The following is a 19,499-nucleotide window of genomic DNA, read 5'->3' on the forward strand; positions in this document are numbered from 1 at the left end:
TCATACTTTCTTAATAATCATGATGCGCTCCTCACCCTCGGCGGCGGGCTGCATCGAAACATGCAGGTAATTTTCGGGCAACAAATTCGGGATAAGCGACGGCCACTCTACCAGGCACAGGCTCCCCGAATCAAAATATTCGAGCACGCCCATTTCCAGGGCCTCCCGTTCTTCTTTTATTCTATAAAAATCGAAATGATAGATCAGGTTGCCTGCTGCTGTCTCATACTCATTTACCAAAGCAAAGGTCGGGCTGCTGACGTTTTCTGCCACCCCCAACTGACGGCAAAGCTCTTTTATGAGGGTGGTTTTGCCGGCTCCCATCGGTCCTTCGAACAAGATAACAGAAATTTCCCTGGATTCCTCCAAAAGCACAGAAGCCGCCGCCGGCAAATCGGCCAACGACGACATCTTTATACGTGCTTTCTCAGGTGCAGTGTTATGCATTTTTCGGTGTAAGGGTTATTAACGGAATAATGACCTCCTCTAACGATACACCGCCATGCTGAAAAGTATCTTTATAATAATTCACGTAGTAGTTGTAATTGTTAGGATAGGCAAAGAAGTAGTCCTCGATTGCAAACACAAACGTAGTGGAAACGTTCGCTTTTGGCAAGAAAAATCGTTCGGGCTTTGGCACTGTAAACACATCTTTATCGGTATAGCCCAGGTTTTTACCGTGCTTGTAGCGCAGGTTGGTGTTGGTGGCCCGGTCTCCTATGATCTTGAAAGGCCGTTTAACCCGGATCGTGCCATGGTCGGTGGTAATAATGAGCCTGGCCTTGCGCTCCGAGATAAGCCGCAGTGTTTCATACAAAGGCGAGTGCAGGAACCAGGAGCGGGTGATGGAACGGTACGCCGACTCGTCGGGGGCCAGCTCGCGCACCATGTTGCTGTCGGTGCGGGCATGCGAGAGCATATCCACGAAATTATACACGATCACGTTCAGCTTGTTGTTGTCGAGGTTGTTGAATTTGGCGATCAGGTCTTTGCCGGCTGCCGGGTTGGTAATCTTATGGTAGCTGTGCTTGTCGGTGATGCGGTTCTGCTGGCACTGTATATCCAGGAAGTCCGGCTCGTTGAGGTTCTTGCCTTCCTCCTCATCGTCGCCCACCCACAGGTTCGGGTACTTTTTGGCGATTTCGCTGGGCAGCATGCCTGAGAAAATGGCGTTGCGGGCGTAGGCCGTGGTGGTTGGCAGAATAGAGTAGTACATCTCCTCGGTATCCACGGTAAACATGTCGGAGATGATCGGCTCCAGCACCTTCCACTGGTCGTAGCGCAGGTTATCTATCAGCAGGAAGAACACGGGCTTGTCAGACTCCTTCATCATCGGGAACACCCGCTCCCGGAATACCTCATGCGACATGAGCGGGGCATCGTCAGACTCCTTGTTGATCCAGTCTTCATAGTTATCCATGATGAATTTGGCGAAGTTGGAGTTGGCCTCATCTTTCTGCATGTTGATCACGTCGGCCATGCTCTTATTCTCCGTCTCGTCTATCTCCAGCTCCCAGAACACCAGTTTTTTATAGATATCGGCCCACTCCTGCGGGCTCAGCCGCTCGCCAAAGGCCATGCCCAGCGTCCGGAAATCGCGCTGGTAGCTCATGTTGGTGCGCTCCGACACCAGCCGCTTGTTGTCGAGCAGTTTTTTTACCGACAGCAGGATCTGGTTCGGGTTGAGGGGTTTAATCAGGTAATCTGATATTTTAGAGCCGATTGCTTCCTCCATGATGTGCTCCTCCTCGCTTTTGGTGATCATGATCACGGGCACGGCCGGGCGCAGGGCTTTGAGCTCTGTCAGGGTTTCGAGGCCGCTGATGCCGGGCATGTTCTCGTCCAGGAAAACCACATCGAAGCTTCTTTCCTCAAACTTCTCGATGGCGTCGGCGCCGCTGTTTACTGGTGTAATGTCGTAGCCCCGCTCCTCCAGGAAAAGAATATGTGGCTTGAGCAGGTCTATTTCATCGTCTGCCCATAAAATGTTATATCTTTGCATAGTTTTATGTTAGTTAATTTTTGGTATTGGGTTAATCAGCTCAAATACTGTTCCTTAAATGGTTTCAGGCTGCCATAATGGCTTCTTATATGCTTACTGCTATGCTACCCAAACGGTTAGGGCACTTAATTTTATTTCTTGATGAACAAAAAGAAAATCATAAATGACCCCGTTTACGGATTTATCACGGTCCCCTCTGATCTTCTGTATGACATCATAGAGCACCCCTACTTTCAGCGCCTGCGCCGCATTAAGCAGCTGGGCCTGACAGAAATGGTATACCCCGGTGCACTGCACACGCGGTTTCACCATGCCCTGGGTGCCATGCACCTGATGAGCATGGCGCTGGATACGCTCCGAAGTAAAAATAACGAAATTTACGACAACGAGTACGAGGCCTCCCTCATCGCCATCCTGCTGCACGACATCGGGCACGGCCCTTTTTCGCATGCTCTCGAGACCGCCATCTTTAAGGAAGTGCACCACGAGCACCTCTCGCTCCACATTATGCAGATGCTGAACAAGGAGTTCGGAGGAAGGCTGAACCTGGCCATGCAGATCTTTACCGGCACCTACCACCGCAAGTTTTTTCACCAGCTGGTGTCGAGCCAGCTCGATGTGGACAGGCTCGACTACCTGAATCGCGACAGCTTTTACACCGGTGTGTACGAGGGCAAGATTGGCGCCGACCGCCTGATTAAAATGCTAGATGTGGCCAACGACCAACTGGTGGTGGAGGAGAAAGCGATCTACAGCATCGAGAACTTTCTGGTGAGCCGCCGCCTGATGTACTGGCAGGTGTACCTGCACAAAACCGTGATCAGCGCCGAGAACATGGTGCTGCGCACCGTGCAGCGGGCCCGGGAGCTGGTGCAGGCGGGAGTGGAGGTGCCGGGCAGCCCCTGCCTGCTTTATTTTCTGGCCTCTGACCTGACGCTGGAGAATTTCGAGACTGACCAACGGATACTGGAGCGTTTTATAGCACTCGATGACCACGATGTTTGGAGCGGCATCAAGCTCTGGGCCTCCCATTCCGACCGGACGCTCTCCTTCCTCTCCACCAACATCCTGAACCGCAGATTGTTTAAAGTTATCATTTCCAGCAAACCGTTTGAGGAGGAGTTTCTGCTCGGGATAAGTGAGCTGGTGCAGGAGCATTATAAGATCAGCGCCGGAGAGGTGAAGTACCTGATGATCTCCGGCAAGATCAGCAACAACGCCTACCAGGCCGAGGGGCAGTCGATAGATGTGCTCACCAAGGCGGGCTATGTAGTGGATGTGGCCGATGCCTCGGACCTGCCCAACATCAGGGCCCTGCGCGATAAGGTGGAGAAATACTACATCTGCTACCCGAAGGAGGTGGCGCATTAAGGCTGCGCCAAATTCAAAACTAAAAATTAGAAATTCTGAGTAACGAATAATCCGCAGCAGCAGGAGCAGCAGCGCCTCCGGAGGGGCATTTTGATTAGAATAATCGGCCGTGGCGCAAACCTATTCGTGCTCCTCTAATTTGATTTCCAGAGAGGCTTGAGACTTACAAAGTTGCCAGATCGCCTCGCTGCCATAATTTAGGATTTCTGATTTTGAATTTGCCGAAGCACAGGCCTGGCTTCCTTCTTCCGGTCCGCATGCTGCATTTCTCCTCTTCAAATTCACCTCATAAAACAGGTTCAGGCAGCAGGAGCAGGCGCTGCTCTGGAGGCCGGTTTTTATTTAAATAATTGAGAAATTCGATCGCTCCTTCTTACCCAACATTATAATTTTATGATCTATTTGCTGTTACTATTTGTAAGGCGTTTGCTGAAGCAGAAAAACCAATTCTAAGCGCCTGGAAGGCCACATCCACCTTTGCATCTCATTTTAAGCCGACACTTATTAGGCACACGCGCAAGATTTTTATTAAGTTTACGCCCCGGACGTATTTACTGAATTTTTTTGCCATAATTTTATAACATGGAATTTACTGTTCTACAGATAGCGGACCTGCTGCAGGGAAAGATAGAAGGCGACGAGCAGGCGAAAGTCAGCTCTCTTGGTAAGATAGAGGAGGCACAGGCAGGCTCCCTTGCTTTTCTGTCGAACGCTAAATATGAGCCTTATCTATACACCACCGGTGCCAGCGCCGTTATTGTATCGGAAAAGCTGGAACTCAAAAAACCGGTTGCGGCAGCCCTGATCCGTGTGGCAGACCCCTATTCCAGCTTTTCGAGACTGCTGAGTTACTACCAGGCGGCTCTGCTGGCCTCCAAAACCGGCCTTGAGGAGCCATGCTTTATGGGCAACAACAGCACCATCGGCGAAGGTCATTACCGTGGTGCCTTCTCCTATATCGGCCACAACTGCACTATCGGCAGCAACGTCCGTATTTTTCCGCAAGTGTATATCGGCGATAATGTAACCATTGGCGATAACACCACCCTCTTTGCCGGCGCCAAGCTCTACTCCAATACAGTGGTTGGCGCTAACTGCACCATTCATGCCGGCGTGGTAATCGGCAGCGATGGCTTTGGTTTTGCCCCGCAGCCCGATGGCAGCTACGCCACCGTTCCCCAGATCGGCAATGTGGTGCTCGAAGACAACATCTCCATCGGCGCCAACACGACCATCGATTGCGCCACCATGGGCTCTACCATCATCAAAGAAGGCACCAAGATCGACAACCTAGTGCAGATAGCGCACAATGTGGAAATTGGCCGCCATACGGTTATTGCCGCGCAGTCCGGTGTCTCAGGCTCCGCAAAGGTTGGCAGCAATTGCGTCATTGCCGGTCAGGTAGGCATTGTGGGCCATATTACCATTGCCGACAAAACAACCGTTGGCGCTCAGTCTGGCGTTTCTAAATCGGTGAACAAGCCGGGCACGATCATTCAGGGCTCCCCTGCCTTCGATTACAAGCAAAACCTGAAGGCGCTCGCCGTTTTCCGGAACCTGCCCGACCTGCAGCGCGATCTGGAAGAACTAAAGGATCTGACACGCAACCAGAGTGAGATCAGGGATATAAAATAATACTAGTAAGAGCCGTGATTATATAGTAAGTTTGCGTGCCCCTTTGGGTGCCCGGTAGCTTGTATGGCAAACGACAGTTTTCTGCTCTCTTTGCGATACAAAGCCCAACTATTAAAACACCGTATTACATTAATGAACGAAAAACAGCACACCATAAAGGCTCCTGTAACCGTTACGGGCATTGGATTGCATACAGGCATCGTGTCTAACATGACGTTTAAGCCTGCCCCTGCCAACCATGGCTATAAGTTTCAGCGCATCGACCTGCCCGGGCAACCGCTGGTAAACGTGGATGTAGACAATGTGGTAGACCTCTCGCGGGGCACCACCATAGAGCAGAATGGTGCACGCGTAAACACCGTAGAACACACCCTGGCAGCTTTGGTTGGCCTGCAGATAGACAATGTGCTGATTGAGCTGGACGGTCCTGAGCCTCCGATCATGGATGGGTCCGCCATCGAGTTTGTACGGGCCCTGAGCTCGGTTGGCATGCAGGAGCAGAATGCCCTGCGCAACTACTTCGAGATCACCAAAGGCATCAGCTACAAAGACGATAGCCGCGGTGTAGAGATAGCCGCCCTCCCGCTCGACGATTACCGCCTGACCGTGATGGTAGACTATAACTCGCCGGTATTGGGCAGCCAGCATGCCTCCATCACCGATATTACACAGTTTCAGGATGAAATTGCCTCCTGCAGAACTTTCTGTTTCCTGCACGAGTTGGAGGCACTCTTTAAGCAAAACCTTATTAAAGGCGGCAACCTGAACAATGCCATCGTGATCGTGGACCGTGTGGTGCAGGAAGACGAGCTGGCGCACCTGTCGGAGCTGTTGAACAAGCCGAAGGTTACGGTGCAGGAAGAAGGCATTCTGAACAATACCGAGCTTCGCTTTAAAAACGAGCCTGCCCGCCACAAGCTGCTCGACCTGATGGGCGACCTGGCCCTGATCGGCCGGCCCATAAAAGGCCAGATTCTGGCGGCCCGCCCCGGCCATGCGGCCAACGTGGCCTTCGCCAAAAAAGTGAAGCGCCTCATTCAGGAGTCTGTCATCAAGAACATCCCGACCTACGACCCTAAAAAGCCGCCGGTTATGGATATAAACCAGATCGCAGCCACGCTGCCGCACCGGTACCCTTTCCTGCTGATCGATAAGATTATTCATTTGGACGAGACCATGGTGGCCGGCATTAAGAACGTGACCATGAACGAGCCCTTCTTTCAGGGCCACTTTCCGGATAATCCGGTAATGCCAGGCGTGCTCCAGATAGAGGCCATGGCACAAACGGGTGGTATTCTGGTGCTCAATGCCATGGAAAACCCGGACGATTACTGGACTTATCTGCTGGCCATCGACAAGTGCCGCTTTAAGCGCAAAGTGCTTCCCGGAGACACGATAATCTTTAAATGTGAACTGCTGGCCCCTCTCAAGCGCGGTATTGCCAAAATGGCTGGTCAGGCCTTTGTAAATGGCCAACTGGTAATTGAAGCAGAGATGTCGGCAATGATTGTTAAAAAAGACGCATGAACCAGCCACTAGCATACATACACCCGGAGGCGAAAATAGCTCAAAATGTTGTTGTAGAACCATTCTCCACCATCCATAAAAATGTGGAGATTGGCGAAGGCACCTGGATCGGGCCAAACGTGACCATTAACGAGGGCGCGCGCATCGGCAAAAACTGCAAGATTTTCCCGGGCGCTGTGATAGCCTCCGTGCCGCAGGACCTGAAGTTTGCCGGAGAAGTAACAACGGCCATTATCGGCGACAACACGGTTATAAGAGAGTACGTAACGGTCAGCCGCGGCACCATCGACAAGATGAAGACAGTGGTTGGCAACAACTGCCTGGTAATGGCTTATGCACACGTAGCGCACGACTGCATGGTGGGCAACAACTGCATCATCGGAAACGCGGTGCAGATGGCAGGCCACGTAGAAGTTGGCGACTATGCCATTGTAAGTGCCATGAGCGCCATACATCAGTTCGTAAAAATCGGGTCGCATGCCTTTATCTCTGGCGGCTGCCTCGTGCTGAAAGATGTGCCGCCTTACATAAAAGCAGCGCGGGAGCCGCTTTCTTATGCCGGCATCAACTCTGTTGGCCTGCGCCGCAGAGGCTTTGTGAGCGAGCAGATAAACGAAATACAGCAGATCTACCGTTTCCTGTTTATGAGCGGCCTCAACAACTCCCAGGCCCTCGACAAGATAGAACTGGACCTGATGCCGAGCACCGAGCGCGACGAGATCACCAATTTTATCCGTAACTCCGGGCGGGGCCTTATCAAAGGATACTTTTCAAAAGATGCTAATTAACCTAAGCAACTTAGGTAAACGCTATAATTACGAGTGGATTTTCCGGAACCTGACGTTTACGTTTGAGTCAGGCACCAGTTATGCCATACTGGGCCACAATGGCTCCGGGAAGTCCACTCTCCTTACCCTCATTGCGGGCCACAACCTGCCCAGCGAAGGCGAGCTTTCCTACTCGCTCTCCAACCAGCCCATTGCCCCCGAAAACGCATTCCGGCACCTCTCCCTTACAGCACCTTACCTGGAACTGGTCGAGGAATTTACGCTGCAGGAAATGCTGGCCTTTCACGTCAACTTCAAGCCGCTGCGGCACAACATCAGCCAGCAACAACTCATCGAGCGGATGGGCCTGGAAAAGGCACGCCACAAGTTTGTGAAAGACTTCTCGTCGGGCATGAAGCAGCGCCTGAAGCTGGGCCTGGCGCTCTACGCCGACACGCCCCTGCTGCTGCTCGACGAGCCGACCACCAACCTCGACAGCGAGGGCATCGCCTGGTACCGGGAGCACGTGGAACTGAACAAATCAGGCCGGATCCTGATTGTGGGCTCCAACATTGAGCATGAGTACAGCTTCTGCGACCAGCGCCTCCTCATTACCGACTACCACCCGGCAAGCCGCCGCTAACCAAACTACACTTCCTCCTACCATGCTCCGGGAGGGCATTTTCATTCAAATAATCTGGTTGCTGGTTGCTAGATTGTTTAAGGTTGATCTGGAAATTTGAAGATGGAACGTAAACTACAGGTCAACGCTTCACGCTAAAAAGCCCTTCGTCTCACGTCCAGTGTCTTGAAAAAAATCTACAGAAGGCCATTTTCATTAGAATAATTGCCTCCGGCAAGAGAACTGTTAACTTTTACCTCTTCACTAATTTATATCTGATTGCCATTTTGCCTAACTTTGCAGCATCACTATAAACAGACACGATGGGACGCGCATTTGAATTCAGAAAAGCCCGTAAGTTTAAACGTTGGGATAAAATGTCGAAGGCCTTTACCCGCCTGGGTAAAGAGATTGTAATAGCAGTAAAAGAAGGCGGCCCGAACCCCGAGTCGAATGCCCGCCTCCGTACCGCCATCCAAAACGCAAAGGGTGTGAATATGCCCAAAGACCGCGTAGAGGCTGCCATAAAACGCGCATCGTCTAAGGAAGAAAAAGACTACGACGAAGTGGTATACGAAGGCTATGGCCCACACGGCATTGCCATTCTGGTGGAAACCGCCACCGACAACATAAACCGCACCGTGGCCAACATGCGGGTGTACTTTTCGCGTGCCGGCGGCGCCCTGGGCAAAACAGGCTCCCTCGACTTTATTTTCACGCGCAAAGGCATCTTTAAGGTGGCCACCGAAGGCGTGGACATAGAAGAGCTGGAACTGGAACTGATCGATTATGGCGCCGACGATATTTATGAGCACGAGGGAGAGATTATCGTAGAAACTGCGTTTACCGACTTCGGCACCATGCAGAAAGCGCTGGAAGAAAAAGGATTGAATGTGATAACAGCTGAATTGCAGCGCATCCCCAACACCCGCACCGAACTCACCGATGAGCAGGCCGAGGAAATAGAGAACCTGATCGAGAAGATAGAGGAAGACGACGACGTACAAGCCGTTTACCATAACATGCAATAGTACGGGCCTTTTAACCGGAAAGCGGCTGGCCATCTGGTGCCCGCAGCACTGCAACAGGACTTTGCAGATTATTTGAATGAAAAAGCCCCTCCGGCAACTATTTATGATAGAACCTGGCGCCTCGTGATGTAGCGCTACATCACGAGGCGCCAGGTTCTTTTCGTTTGGCGCACATAGTTATGCGCAAGCTTATATGATCAACTCAAAAACAGAGGCAGCAGTCTCCGGAAGGGCTTTTTCATTTAAATAATCTGCCTTTTACCCCGCAATTCCTATGTGCAGGTGGATGCGCTGGCCATTAAGTGAGATCGTCTTTGCCTGGCCACTATCCCTTCCAGAAAAACTGGCTGTGCGGCCAGAGGACAAGTCTGGAACAGGCATCTCAATGCCTTATACCTCTTGATGGGGAACAAAGGTGTACATGCGTTCAGAAAGGCAAAAAAGCAACCACACCGCCAGGCTTTATCCGTATTAGCTAACATACCCGATTCCAGACCCCACTTCTATAAGCACGAAAATAATGGGAAAGCCACATAACCACTTTAACCGGCAGGAGTTTCTGGAGGAGATGGAAAGTGGTAAAATCTGGGATATTATTGTGGTAGGAGGAGGCGCTACAGGTTTGGGAGTGGCCCTGGACGCTGCCGCCAGAGGATATAGAACATTGTTGCTGGAGCAGTCTGACTTTGCCAAAGGAACCTCCAGCCGCAGCACAAAACTGGTGCACGGCGGGGTGCGCTACCTGGCACAGGGAAACGTGAAGCTGGTATATGAGGCATTATATGAAAGAGGACTCCTGCTACAGAATGCCCCGCACCTGGTAAAAGTACAGCCATTCGTGATAGCCTGTTATAGCTGGTGGAGTAAAATTTTCTACGGAATTGGCTTGAAGGTATATGACTGGATGGCCGAAAAGCACCGCCTGCCGAAAACTACTTTTCTATCCGGGGCCGAAGTAAAACGGCTCTTGCCTAACCTGAAAACGAAAGGCCTCAAAGGAGGCATCTGTTACTACGACGGGCAGTTCGATGATGCCCGGCTTGCCCTGAACCTGGCGCAGACATGTGCCGAGCACGGTGGAGTTTTGCTGAATTATGTCAGGGTTACCGGTTTAGTAAAAGATGCAGCGGGTAAAGTGGCGGGCGTGATGGCACAGGATTTAGAAACTGGCCGTGAGTATCAGCTTCAGGCAAAGGTGGTCATCAATGCCACCGGTGTGTTCGCAGATGAGCTCCTGCACATGGACTCCCCTTCTTCCGACCCGCTGGTAAGGCCCAGCCAAGGGGTGCATGTGGTGGTAGAGAGCTCTTTGTTGCCAGGAAATACAGCTCTGATGATCCCCAGGACTTCTGATGGGCGCGTGCTATTTGCCCTGCCGTGGTACGGGCATGTGCTGCTGGGCACAACGGACACGCCTTTAGAGCAATGCCACCTGGAGCCGACAGCCCTGGAAGCGGAAATTAGCTTTATCCTGCACACTGCCGGGCAGTACCTGAGCAGGAAACCCCAACGGAAAGATGTGCTCAGTGTCTTTGCCGGACTCCGCCCTCTGGCTGCGCACGGTAAATATACAAACAAAACAAAGGAGATTTCCCGCAGCCATAAATTACTGGTATCATTTTCTGGTCTGGTTACCATAACGGGCGGCAAATGGACCACTTACCGCAAAATGGCGGAAGACACGGTAGAGGCAGCCGTCGAAGCAGGCAACCTTTCTCCGGCCCCCTGTACCACAGCACATATTAAAATTCATGGAGCCGAGGCCGATGTCGCCGGAACAGATCACCTCGCTGTTTACGGAAGCGATGCGGCTGGTATTTTAACCCTGATTGCCGACCATCCGGAGTTGGGGAGAAAGCTGCATACGCGTTTTCCGAACGTACTGGCTGAAGTAGTGTGGGCGGCCCGGCACGAAATGGCCAGAACGGTAGAAGATGTGCTGGCACGGCGGCTACGTATTCTTTTCCTGGATGCCAGAGCAGCCATAGACCTGGCTCCCGACGTAGCAGCCGTAATGGCTGCAGAACTGGGGTACACCAGCAAATGGCAACAAGAGCAGGTGGCAGGTTTCACTAAATTGGCGAATCAGTATTTAGTAGAACCTTACAGGCCTTTAAAATAACAGAAATCATCTACCTGATAAAGAAGATTCTAGCGGCAGCAGAAGAAATCATCTCTGGAGGGCATTTTTCATTAGAATAATCCGGAAGTGAGGTACCCCCGCCATCAGTAGTTCCATGGGTACAGCTCGGGCTCTCTGGCATTTTTCAACTTCAGGTGCAGCGGGTGCACAGCCTGACTCTCCTCAAAGTAGACGAAGGCATCGTAGCGCTCCTGGATAACGGATGGAACGTAATTGCCAAACTGTTCAAACTTAGGGTCATATACCACGCCTATCGCCCGGTGCGGTATAGGATTCCGCAACTCCGGCACCTCCCGCAGATCGCCGGAGAGCATAACCTTGTCCTCCTCGCTTATCTCATGCAGCATGGCTTCCCAGCTGCCGGGCCTTGCTTCGGGCACTTCCATTTTCTGCATAGGGGCACCCCACGATTTCCCGGCTATCACAGTACCTTTATACGACCCGAAACCAACCAGCTTCACCTGATCCATGCCATACTTTTCGCGGGCCAGCTGGCCAATATTTAGCATGCCATCGCTGGCCATGTCGGTGGCGCGGGCATCGCCGATGTGGGTGTTGTGGGCCCATACAATCGCTTTGGAGTCTGGCCCGTGCAGCTCGAGCAGGCGGTCAAGTGTCTCCATCATGTGGGAGTCGCGCACGTTCCAGGAAGCTGGCCCTCCTTTAATCATGGCACGGTAGTATTTTTCGGCGTTTACGGTCACGAGCGCATTCTGCTCCACATTAAAGACATTTTCCTGGTCGTTCGGAAACTCAAGCCTTCTGGCAATTCGCTGCAGCATCTCCACCACCTCGTTTTCACAGTCGGTTGGCACAAAGGCAGTAGCCTGTGCATAGTGTTGCGGGTCGCGGTTATAGGGCTCAAAACACCGAATAGCCTGCCTGGCAGCCTCTGCGGCCTGCCCGTCGTGCTGGTTCAGGAACTCAAGCACCTGCTCCAGCGACTCCCACAGGCTATACACATCGAGCCCGTAAAAACCGACTTTCTCCTTCAGGTTCCGCACATGGTTAAAGTCCTTTGCCCACTCCACCAGCGCCGCCACCTCCCAGTTGGCCCACATCCAGGTAGGCCAGCGCCGGTAAACCTGCAGCACATCGGCAATCTTGCTTCCTGCCTTTTCGTAGCCTTTTATAAAGCGGTTCAGGGCATAGCACTCGGGCCAGTCGCCTTCTACGGCTACAAACTGAAAACCTTTTTCCACTACCAGCCGCCTGGTGATGGCGGTGCGCCAGGTATAGTACTCCGAAGTTCCGTGCGAGGCCTCCCCCAACATCACAATTCGTGCCTCCCCGATCTCTTCCACCAGCCTGTCCAGATCTCTTTCCTTGGTTAGTGCGGTGTACGTAAATGGTGCTTTTGCCATATCTCTCAACTTTCTACATGCTGTTGTCCTGCTTTCCGAAAATTTTGCTGTATTGTACTTTTTTTTGTACGTGAAAGTTATGTAAAACAAAAGCACCCGCTCTACTTTGTAGTAAAGCGGGTGCCCACAAGGGTAAACTTATGTTATTTCATGATTGATTTTCTTTTGTGAAGACTCTCCTCAGAAGCTCCGTAGTACGTGCAACCGGATTTTCCCGGATATTGGCCTCCTCCTGCGCGATCAGCAGAAACAGGCCATCCATCGCTTTCTGGGTGGCGTACTGGTCGAGCTCCGGGTTAACTTTCTGCACCAGCGGTATCTTGTTGTACTGCGTTACGATGTCGGTATAAAAGCGGGTGGCATTTGTTTTCTCCAGAGACTTCTGCACCACAGGCAAAAAGGCATCGCGCACCTGCGGCGAGGTGGTGCGGATCAGGTATTGCGTGGCGGCATCTTTCTCGCCTTTTAAAATAGCCCAGGCATCCTGTATCGTCATCTGCTTAATGGCCGACACAAAAATAGGCACGGCACTTTTGGCGGCATCCTCAGCCCCACGGTTCAGGGTAAGTATAAATTTATCTACTTCGTTGCCCAGGCCTATCTGCCGGAGCGTGTTCTCCACCCGCTGCACATCCTCTGGAAACGGAATCCGGATCAGCGGATTTTTATAGTAGCCGTCCAGCTGCGAAGCCTGGCCGGAACCGTTTTTCACACCTACCTCCAGCGCCTGACGCAGGCCTGAGGCTACTTCCTCACGGCTTACAGCCCCACCGGTGCCGGCCATCACACCATCTACGGTTCGCTGAATTTCAGCCACCGTACAAGCCGAAGCACCAAGGGCAAGGGCAAAAAATGAAGAATAAACAATTTTTCTCATATCTTAGAAGAACTTATGTGGAGCTCGTGTTGCGCCAACTTAAAAATTAGAAATTCAAAATTAGAAATTATTATTAATCAGGTGCTGGATTCTCCATTATTTAGGGAGTTTTTCTACTGATCTCATGTGATCTCCATTAGGAAAAGCAGCATTTGGGTACCATGCTTCATTTTGAATTTCTAAATTTAACCTGGTGCAGCACCAGTTTACTAATCCTAATCACAAATCAGACCAATTACAAAATGAGAACGGTCACGGCAGAGATCATTACCGTAGGAGACGAAATACTTTACGGACAGATAGTAGATACCAACTCGGCCTGGATGGGTGCCGAATTAACCAAAATCGGCATAAGGGTAAAGCAAATCACCTCTGTTTCTGACGATGCCAGCCACATGGTAGCTGCCCTCAACCTTGCCCGCAGCCGGGCCGACGCTATTCTGATAACCGGGGGCCTGGGGCCCACGAAAGACGACCTGACGAAACCTGTTCTTACTGCGTATTTCCATACAGAGCTGCAATTGCATGATCCATCGCTGGCCGATGTGCAGGCTATTTTTAAAAACAAGCACATGGAGCTCAGTGAACTGAACCGCCAGCAGGCTTTTCTGCCAGCCGCCTGCACACCTGTCCGGAACGCGATCGGAACTGCACCGGGCATGTGGTTCGAGGAAGACGGGAAGGTTTTTGTATCGATGCCGGGTGTGCCCTTTGAGATGAAGCGCATGATGACAGACATTGTGCTGCCAAAATTAAAGGCGTATTTTGACCCTCCCCAGATCATACACAAAGTAGTGCAGACAGTAGGCATTCCGGAGTCTACGCTGGCCGAAAAGCTGGAGCCGTGGGAACTGAGCCTGCCTCCGCATATCAGGCTGGCGTACCTGCCACACATGAACGGCGTGCGGCTTCGCCTCACCGGCACCGGCCCCGATCCTGAAAAGCTGGAAGACGACCTGCTGGAACAGCTCAACCTCCTCACCGACCGTATTGCCCCCTACATTTTTGCCTTCGGCGAAATTAGCCTGGAGGAAGTGGTAGGCATGCTGCTAAACGCCCGCAACTATACCATCGCCACAGCCGAGAGCTGCACCGGCGGCTACCTGGCTCACAAAATTACCAGCATTGCCGGCAGCTCCATGTACTTTATGGGCAGTGTTATTGCCTATCACAACGATATCAAGGTAAAGGAGCTGAAGGTAAACCCCGAAACGCTGGCGCAGTACGGTGCCGTAAGCGAGCAGGTGGTGCGGGAGATGGCAGAGCAGGTGCGCCTGAAGTTTGGCACCACCATTGGCGTTGCCACCAGCGGCATTGCCGGCCCCGATGGCGGCACCCTGGATAAACCCGTGGGAACCATCTGGATAGCCTATGCCGACAAAGAGAAAACAGTAACCAGGCTGCTCCGTTACAACAAAGGAAGGCTGCTGAATATTGAGTACACAGCTCTGGTAGCGCTTAACCTGATCCGGCAAAGTTTGACCGGAACCGTTGAGGAATAGCTCAAAATCCTTACCTTTGTCTGTATTTAAAGATGAAATACTGCGTATTTATTTCATCAGATTCCGGTTTCTGGTGGTTAATCAGGGCCAACAAAACCAGTAAGATTATCTTATAAGGAGAAAGCAATAGTGGCTGACGGGCCTTTCGCTTAGGATTTGCCCGGAAACAGGCGTAGCGGCAGTTGCTGCGCAAGCTTTATGGAAGATTATTACCTTGTTTTTCTCCTTTTTCAAATACGATCCACGACTAACGATCAATTAAAGAAGACGCATGGCACTTGTAGAAATGGTAATGCCTAAAATGGGCGAGAGTATCATGGAAGGCACAGTTCTGAAATGGCTTAAGAAAGTGGGCGACCCCATTGAGGAAGACGAGTCGGTGCTGGAGGTAGCGACAGATAAAGTGGATACTGAAGTACCGGCCATCGAAGCAGGCATACTAAAAGAAATACTTGTACAGGAAGGCGATGTGGTAGCCGTAGGAGCACCTATTGCCATTATCAGCACCAACGGCGAAGAAGCCACCGATGCGCCTCCTGCCGCTGCCGAAGCGACTGCTACAGCTGCGGCAGCAGCCCCTGACACAGCCAAAGAAGATCCTGCACCAGCTGAAACGGCGCCTGAAGGAACCACCCTAACGAAACTCGATAAGCCAATCCCAGGACGTTTCTACTCGCCGCTGGTAATCAATATAGCCCGAGAAGAAGGCATATCGATGGAGGAGCTGGAGTATATACCGGGCACGGGCATGGAGGGTCGCGTATCTAAAAAAGACATGCTGGCTTACGTAAAAGCCCGTGGGCAGGCACCAGCAGCAGAAATTAACCAGCCCAAAGCCCCTCAGCCAGCACCAGGCGCCAAAGCCCCGGCAGAAACCACTGCTACGCCTCAGGCACAACCGGCTGCTGAACCAGCGCCTCAAACAACTGCCGTAGCTGCTGCTAAACCTGCCGCCTCCTACAGCGGCTCCTCCGAAATTATAGAGATGGACCGCATGCGCCGCATGATTGCCGACCGCATGGTAGAAAGCAAGCGCATAGCACCACATGTTACCTCCTTTGTAGAAGCCGATGTTACTAACCTCGTAAACTGGCGAAACAAATGGAAAGATGTGTATAAAAAGCGGGAAGGCGAAAACCTGACCTTTACACCTCTGTTCATCGAGGCTGTTGTGAAGGCTATCAAGGATTTCCCGATGATCAACATCTCGGTGGATGGCTACAATATAATACGACACAAAGAGATAAATATTGGTATGGCTGTAGCCCTGCCAAGCGGTAACCTGATCGTGCCGAACATAAAGCAGGCTGACCAGATGAACCTGAATGGCCTTACCAAAAAGGTAAATGACTTGGCTAACCGGGGCCGGGCAAATAAACTGACCCCAGACGACCTGTCGGGCGGCACCTACACCATCACCAACGTAGGTTCTTTTGGCAACGTTATGGGTACCCCTATTATCGTGCAGCCACAGGTAGCGATACTGGCCATAGGAACCATCAAGAAAAAGCCTGCTGTAATCGAGACGCCGGAAGGCGACCTGATCGGCATACGCCATTTCATGTTCCTGTCGCACTCCTACGACCACCGCGTGATTGACGGCGCGCTGGGTGGCATGTTTGTACGCCGTGTGGCAGATTACCTTGAGAATTTCGATACGAATACAGTCATTTGATTTTTGAATTATATACCTGCAGCAACCAATCGTTATCAGCTAGGTGCTTGTATAATTCCAATACCATACGCTTCAGAACTAAAAAGCCTGTCCCTGTCCGGGAGCAGGCTTTTTAGTTCTCACTTGTTTAAAAATTACCGTTATACTGCTCCTGCTGCAGATTTAAAAGTAGCTACACAAATTGCTTCTTTTCATACTGGCACAAAAAACTCTTCTGCAATTTCAAGGTATTTAGCAAAAAATTAATTTGCCTCTTCAGAACTAAAAATATATATTAAAGCGTTATACTAACAAACGATAGTAAGTTAAAGCCCTTAAATTATAGAATCCTTATGAAGACTGTCAATCTGATCGAGAAAGAGAGAATACCTGCTTTACATTTCTGTAAAGAAGATGTGTTGCAAGACCCTGGCGCCCGCAGCCGTCGCGCTTACGAAATAAACCGGGCTACAATTTTAGGAAATGCTTACAGAAATAAAGCAGCCATCACTTTCTGCACCGAGCAGGGCGAATTAAAAAGAGTAGAAACAACCGTGTGGGCAAATGATGATAAGTTTGTGCTTTTGAAAGCCGGTGCTTTTCTGCCCCTACAGTCTATTGTGAAAGTAGAAAACTGCTAAGCTCTAAACTACCCTTACCTCAGCTGCCAAAAATATAAACGGCCTGCAGAAGACTTGTTCTTCTGCAGGCCGTTCTGCTGTTGCGGCTCTTTTCCGGACCAATTATTTCAATGAAAATGCCCCTCCGGAGCCTTGCCCCCTGCTGCTATATTCGCTCCAGCACTTTTACGATCAGGTCATCTATTACCTCGTCGGCATCCTTTGCAAACTCCTCGGTAATACGGTTGGCGACGATGGCATTCAGCGAGAGCACCTCGTGCCCAAGCAGCCTGCCGAGGCTGTAGTAGCCGGCTGTTTCCATCTCGAAGTTGGTGAACCGGAAATCGCCCAGGCTGAAGCGCTGGTACAGATCCAGGAGCTGCTGGTTGAGCAAACCTCCTCTTAAGGCACGGCCCTGCGGCGCGTAGAACCCGGGGCAGGTAAGGGTGTTGCCCGGAATCATGTCGTAGCCGATTTTGGTGACCAGGTGCAGCGAGCCATTAGCGCAATATGGCTGAAAGCCAATACCCAGCGCCAGCTGCAGCGCCCTGGTAAGCTCCTGCTCCGTCTGGTTCTGCTCCAGCGGGTAAAACTGCATCAGTGTGTCGAGGCCAACGGCATAATGCGAGGCCAGCAGGCTGCCCACCGGCACTGTTTCCTGCAGCGAGCCAGAAGTGCCCACCCGCACAATTTTAAGTGAGATAGGCTCCGGGTTCGCCTCCCGGGTCACAAAATCGATGTTCACCAACGCATCCAGCTCGTTCATCAGGATATCGATGTTATCGGTACCCATGCCGGTGGAGATGACGGTGATGCGTTTGCCCTTGTAATATCCTGTGTGGGTTATAAACTCCCGCTTCGCCACATGGCATTCAATTTCGTCGAAGTACTTGCTCACCGCACCCACCCGGTCGGGGTCGCCGACGGTAATAATGGTGTCGGAGATTTGCTCAGGCAGCAGGTTCAGATGATAGATGGAGCCGTTGGGGTTCAGGATGAGTTCAGATTCCGGTATAGCAGTCATAACAGTAGCAAGGCGGTTTTTAGGTGTTTGGATATTTGCGCACAAACAATTATTCTTCTGTAGCTCCAGGCAGCAATTATTTAAATAAAACTGCCCCTCCGGAGGCGTTTCGTCTGCTGCTGCTCCTGCTGCTGTTGGCAGAGGCAAACAGCTCTATGAAGCTACTAAATAAGCAGAGAATAAAAAAAGCGTGGTTGCTTAAAACACACGCTTTTCTCATACTTCAAGATTATGCTTATATCGATACGTCTTTTTCTTTACGGCGGCTGAATCCTTTTAACGGGTTATAACCATTCAGCTCCTTCTGGTAGTAGCCGGTGCCATTGTAAGCCCGTTTATCGGGGTGGGTTTTGCAGGTATCGGAGCAGGCGCCTTCCAGGTCCCAGCCACACTTCTCACAGATCGGCACATGGATGTTGCACACCGGGTTGGCGCAATTCACCATGCGGTCGCTCTTGGTGCCGCATACGTGGCACTCTGAAACGACAGTCGGGTTTACCTTGTTTACTTCTACGGCCACGCGGTTATCGAACACGTAGCATTTGCCTTCAAAATCTTCGCCGCCTTCTTCGAGACCGTATTTAATAATGCCGCCGTGCAATTGGTACACGTTCTCAAAGCCCTGCTCGAGCAGGAATGCACTGGCCTTTTCGCACTTCACGCCACCGGTGCAGTAAGTCACAATTTTCTTGTCCTTGAACTGCTTCAGCTCCTCCACCTTTTGAGGGAAGTCGCGAAAGTTCTCGATATTAAACCTGAACGCACCTTTAAAATGGCCAACAGAATGCTCATAATCGGAGCGCACGTCTACCAGCACCACATCGTCGCTGTCTTTTATCATCCTGAACTCCGCTGGCTCCAGGTGCTTGCCTGTTTTCTCGTATGGTTTTATGTGCAGCAGGCTGGAGTGCACAATCTCGCGCTTGTGGCGCACGTGCAGCTTGGCAAACGCATGCTTGTCGGCATAATCGATTTTAAAGTCGATGCCGGCAAAGCGCGGATCGGCCTTTACGGCGGCCATGTACTTCTCGCAGTCGGCCACCAGGCCCGATACGGTACCGTTCAATCCTTCGGACGACACAATGATGCGGCCCAGCAGGTTCAGCTCCAGGCAAAGCAGGTGATGCTCCTCGCGGAAAGTTTCAGGGTCTTCTATTGGCGTGTAGCAATAGTAAAGCAGGATGCTAAAGTCTTTGTTCATAACGGCTTAGGTTCAACTAAGTGTTTTTTTTATTTTTAGTATTGAATGAGTGGTAATCAAATTTCAAATGAAGTTGAGTGAATGAGTGAATTTATTTATAGCTCATTTTCCTCAACCGAATTATGCTAACGAATTTGGCCCTCCGGAGCTGCCGCTCTT

17 protein-coding genes are annotated in these 19,499 nt (G+C 51.3%); 11 read left to right on the top strand and 6 right to left on the bottom strand.

The window, feature by feature from the left end; all coding sequences use genetic code 11:
• Positions 1-447 carry a tRNA (adenosine(37)-N6)-threonylcarbamoyltransferase complex ATPase subunit type 1 TsaE gene (gene tsaE / locus FJM74_RS11370; protein WP_241739081.1) on the bottom strand — a complete coding sequence of 149 codons (447 nt, stop codon included), beginning with the start codon at positions 445-447 and terminating at the stop codon, positions 1-3.
• A complete protein-coding gene (gene porX, locus FJM74_RS11375) occupies positions 440-2,002 on the bottom strand; it encodes a T9SS response regulator signal transducer PorX (protein ID WP_187262722.1) in 1,563 nt (520 codons plus the stop codon). Before porX ends, tsaE begins: the two co-directional genes overlap by 8 nt.
• Before the next feature lie 141 nt (positions 2,003-2,143).
• Between porX and FJM74_RS11380 the strand changes: the two genes are divergently transcribed.
• The 7 genes from FJM74_RS11380 to FJM74_RS11410 all read left to right on the top strand — a co-directional run bounded on the left by FJM74_RS11380 (position 2,144) and on the right by FJM74_RS11410 (position 11,077).
• Positions 2,144-3,373: an HD domain-containing protein gene (locus FJM74_RS11380; protein ID WP_187262723.1), complete on the top strand. Its 1,230-nt coding sequence runs from the start codon at positions 2,144-2,146 to the stop codon at positions 3,371-3,373.
• 582 nt (positions 3,374-3,955) lie between these two features.
• Positions 3,956-5,008: a UDP-3-O-(3-hydroxymyristoyl)glucosamine N-acyltransferase gene (gene lpxD, locus FJM74_RS11385; protein ID WP_187262724.1), complete on the top strand. Its 1,053-nt coding sequence runs from the start codon at positions 3,956-3,958 to the stop codon at positions 5,006-5,008.
• A 132-nt stretch (positions 5,009-5,140) separates the two neighbouring features.
• Positions 5,141-6,535, top strand: coding sequence for a bifunctional UDP-3-O-[3-hydroxymyristoyl] N-acetylglucosamine deacetylase/3-hydroxyacyl-ACP dehydratase (locus FJM74_RS11390; protein WP_187262725.1), 1,395 nt, complete (start codon positions 5,141-5,143; stop codon positions 6,533-6,535).
• The gene (gene lpxA, locus FJM74_RS11395) at positions 6,532-7,323 is read left to right on the top strand and encodes an acyl-ACP--UDP-N-acetylglucosamine O-acyltransferase (RefSeq protein WP_187262726.1); all 792 of its coding nucleotides are present in this window, start codon (positions 6,532-6,534) and stop codon (positions 7,321-7,323) included. Before FJM74_RS11390 ends, lpxA begins: the two co-directional genes overlap by 4 nt.
• Positions 7,313-7,945 (top strand): ABC transporter ATP-binding protein, encoded by a 633-nt coding sequence (locus FJM74_RS11400; RefSeq protein ID WP_187262727.1) that lies wholly within the window; start codon positions 7,313-7,315, stop codon positions 7,943-7,945. Before lpxA ends, FJM74_RS11400 begins: the two co-directional genes overlap by 11 nt.
• Before the next feature lie 302 nt (positions 7,946-8,247).
• A complete protein-coding gene (locus FJM74_RS11405; protein ID WP_187262728.1) occupies positions 8,248-8,955 on the top strand; it encodes a YebC/PmpR family DNA-binding transcriptional regulator in 708 nt (235 codons plus the stop codon).
• Positions 8,956-9,475: 520 nt separating this feature from the next.
• Complete coding sequence (locus FJM74_RS11410; RefSeq protein WP_187262729.1) at positions 9,476-11,077, top strand: glycerol-3-phosphate dehydrogenase/oxidase; 1,602 nt, start codon at positions 9,476-9,478, stop codon at positions 11,075-11,077.
• 104 nt (positions 11,078-11,181) lie between these two features.
• Here FJM74_RS11410 and FJM74_RS11415 read toward each other — a convergent pair whose 3' ends face one another.
• Both FJM74_RS11415 and FJM74_RS11420 read right to left on the bottom strand, forming a co-directional pair.
• Positions 11,182-12,462, bottom strand: coding sequence for an erythromycin esterase family protein (locus FJM74_RS11415; protein ID WP_187262730.1), 1,281 nt, complete (start codon positions 12,460-12,462; stop codon positions 11,182-11,184).
• A 148-nt stretch (positions 12,463-12,610) separates the two neighbouring features.
• Positions 12,611-13,339 carry a DUF4197 domain-containing protein gene (locus FJM74_RS11420; protein ID WP_187262731.1) on the bottom strand — a complete coding sequence of 243 codons (729 nt, stop codon included), beginning with the start codon at positions 13,337-13,339 and terminating at the stop codon, positions 12,611-12,613.
• A 242-nt stretch (positions 13,340-13,581) separates the two neighbouring features.
• Here FJM74_RS11420 and FJM74_RS11425 point away from each other — a divergent pair, with 242 nt between their 5' ends.
• The 4 genes from FJM74_RS11425 to FJM74_RS11440 all read left to right on the top strand — a co-directional run bounded on the left by FJM74_RS11425 (position 13,582) and on the right by FJM74_RS11440 (position 17,136).
• A complete protein-coding gene (locus FJM74_RS11425; protein ID WP_187262732.1) occupies positions 13,582-14,841 on the top strand; it encodes a competence/damage-inducible protein A in 1,260 nt (419 codons plus the stop codon).
• Positions 14,842-15,112: 271 nt separating this feature from the next.
• On the top strand, positions 15,113-16,516 hold the full coding sequence (locus FJM74_RS11430; protein ID WP_187262733.1) for a dihydrolipoamide acetyltransferase family protein: 1,404 nt from the start codon (positions 15,113-15,115) through the stop codon (positions 16,514-16,516).
• A gap of 3 nt (positions 16,517-16,519) precedes the next feature.
• A complete protein-coding gene (locus FJM74_RS11435; protein ID WP_187262734.1) occupies positions 16,520-16,762 on the top strand; it encodes a hypothetical protein in 243 nt (80 codons plus the stop codon).
• 86 nt (positions 16,763-16,848) lie between these two features.
• Complete coding sequence (locus FJM74_RS11440) at positions 16,849-17,136, top strand: hypothetical protein (protein WP_187262735.1); 288 nt, start codon at positions 16,849-16,851, stop codon at positions 17,134-17,136.
• 145 nt (positions 17,137-17,281) lie between these two features.
• Here the strand turns inward: FJM74_RS11440 and FJM74_RS11445 are convergent, their stop codons facing one another.
• Together FJM74_RS11445 and trhO are read right to left on the bottom strand one after the other, a co-directional pair.
• Positions 17,282-18,139, bottom strand: a complete 858-nt coding sequence (locus FJM74_RS11445; RefSeq protein ID WP_187262736.1) for a nucleoside phosphorylase — start codon at positions 18,137-18,139, stop codon at positions 17,282-17,284.
• A 235-nt stretch (positions 18,140-18,374) separates the two neighbouring features.
• Positions 18,375-19,340 carry an oxygen-dependent tRNA uridine(34) hydroxylase TrhO gene (gene trhO / locus FJM74_RS11450; RefSeq protein WP_187262737.1) on the bottom strand — a complete coding sequence of 322 codons (966 nt, stop codon included), beginning with the start codon at positions 19,338-19,340 and terminating at the stop codon, positions 18,375-18,377.
• Positions 19,341-19,499 lie beyond the last annotated feature (159 nt).

Origin of the sequence: Pontibacter beigongshangensis (genome assembly GCF_014332515.1) — a bacterium.
GTDB lineage: Bacteria > Bacteroidota > Bacteroidia > Cytophagales > Hymenobacteraceae > Pontibacter > Pontibacter beigongshangensis.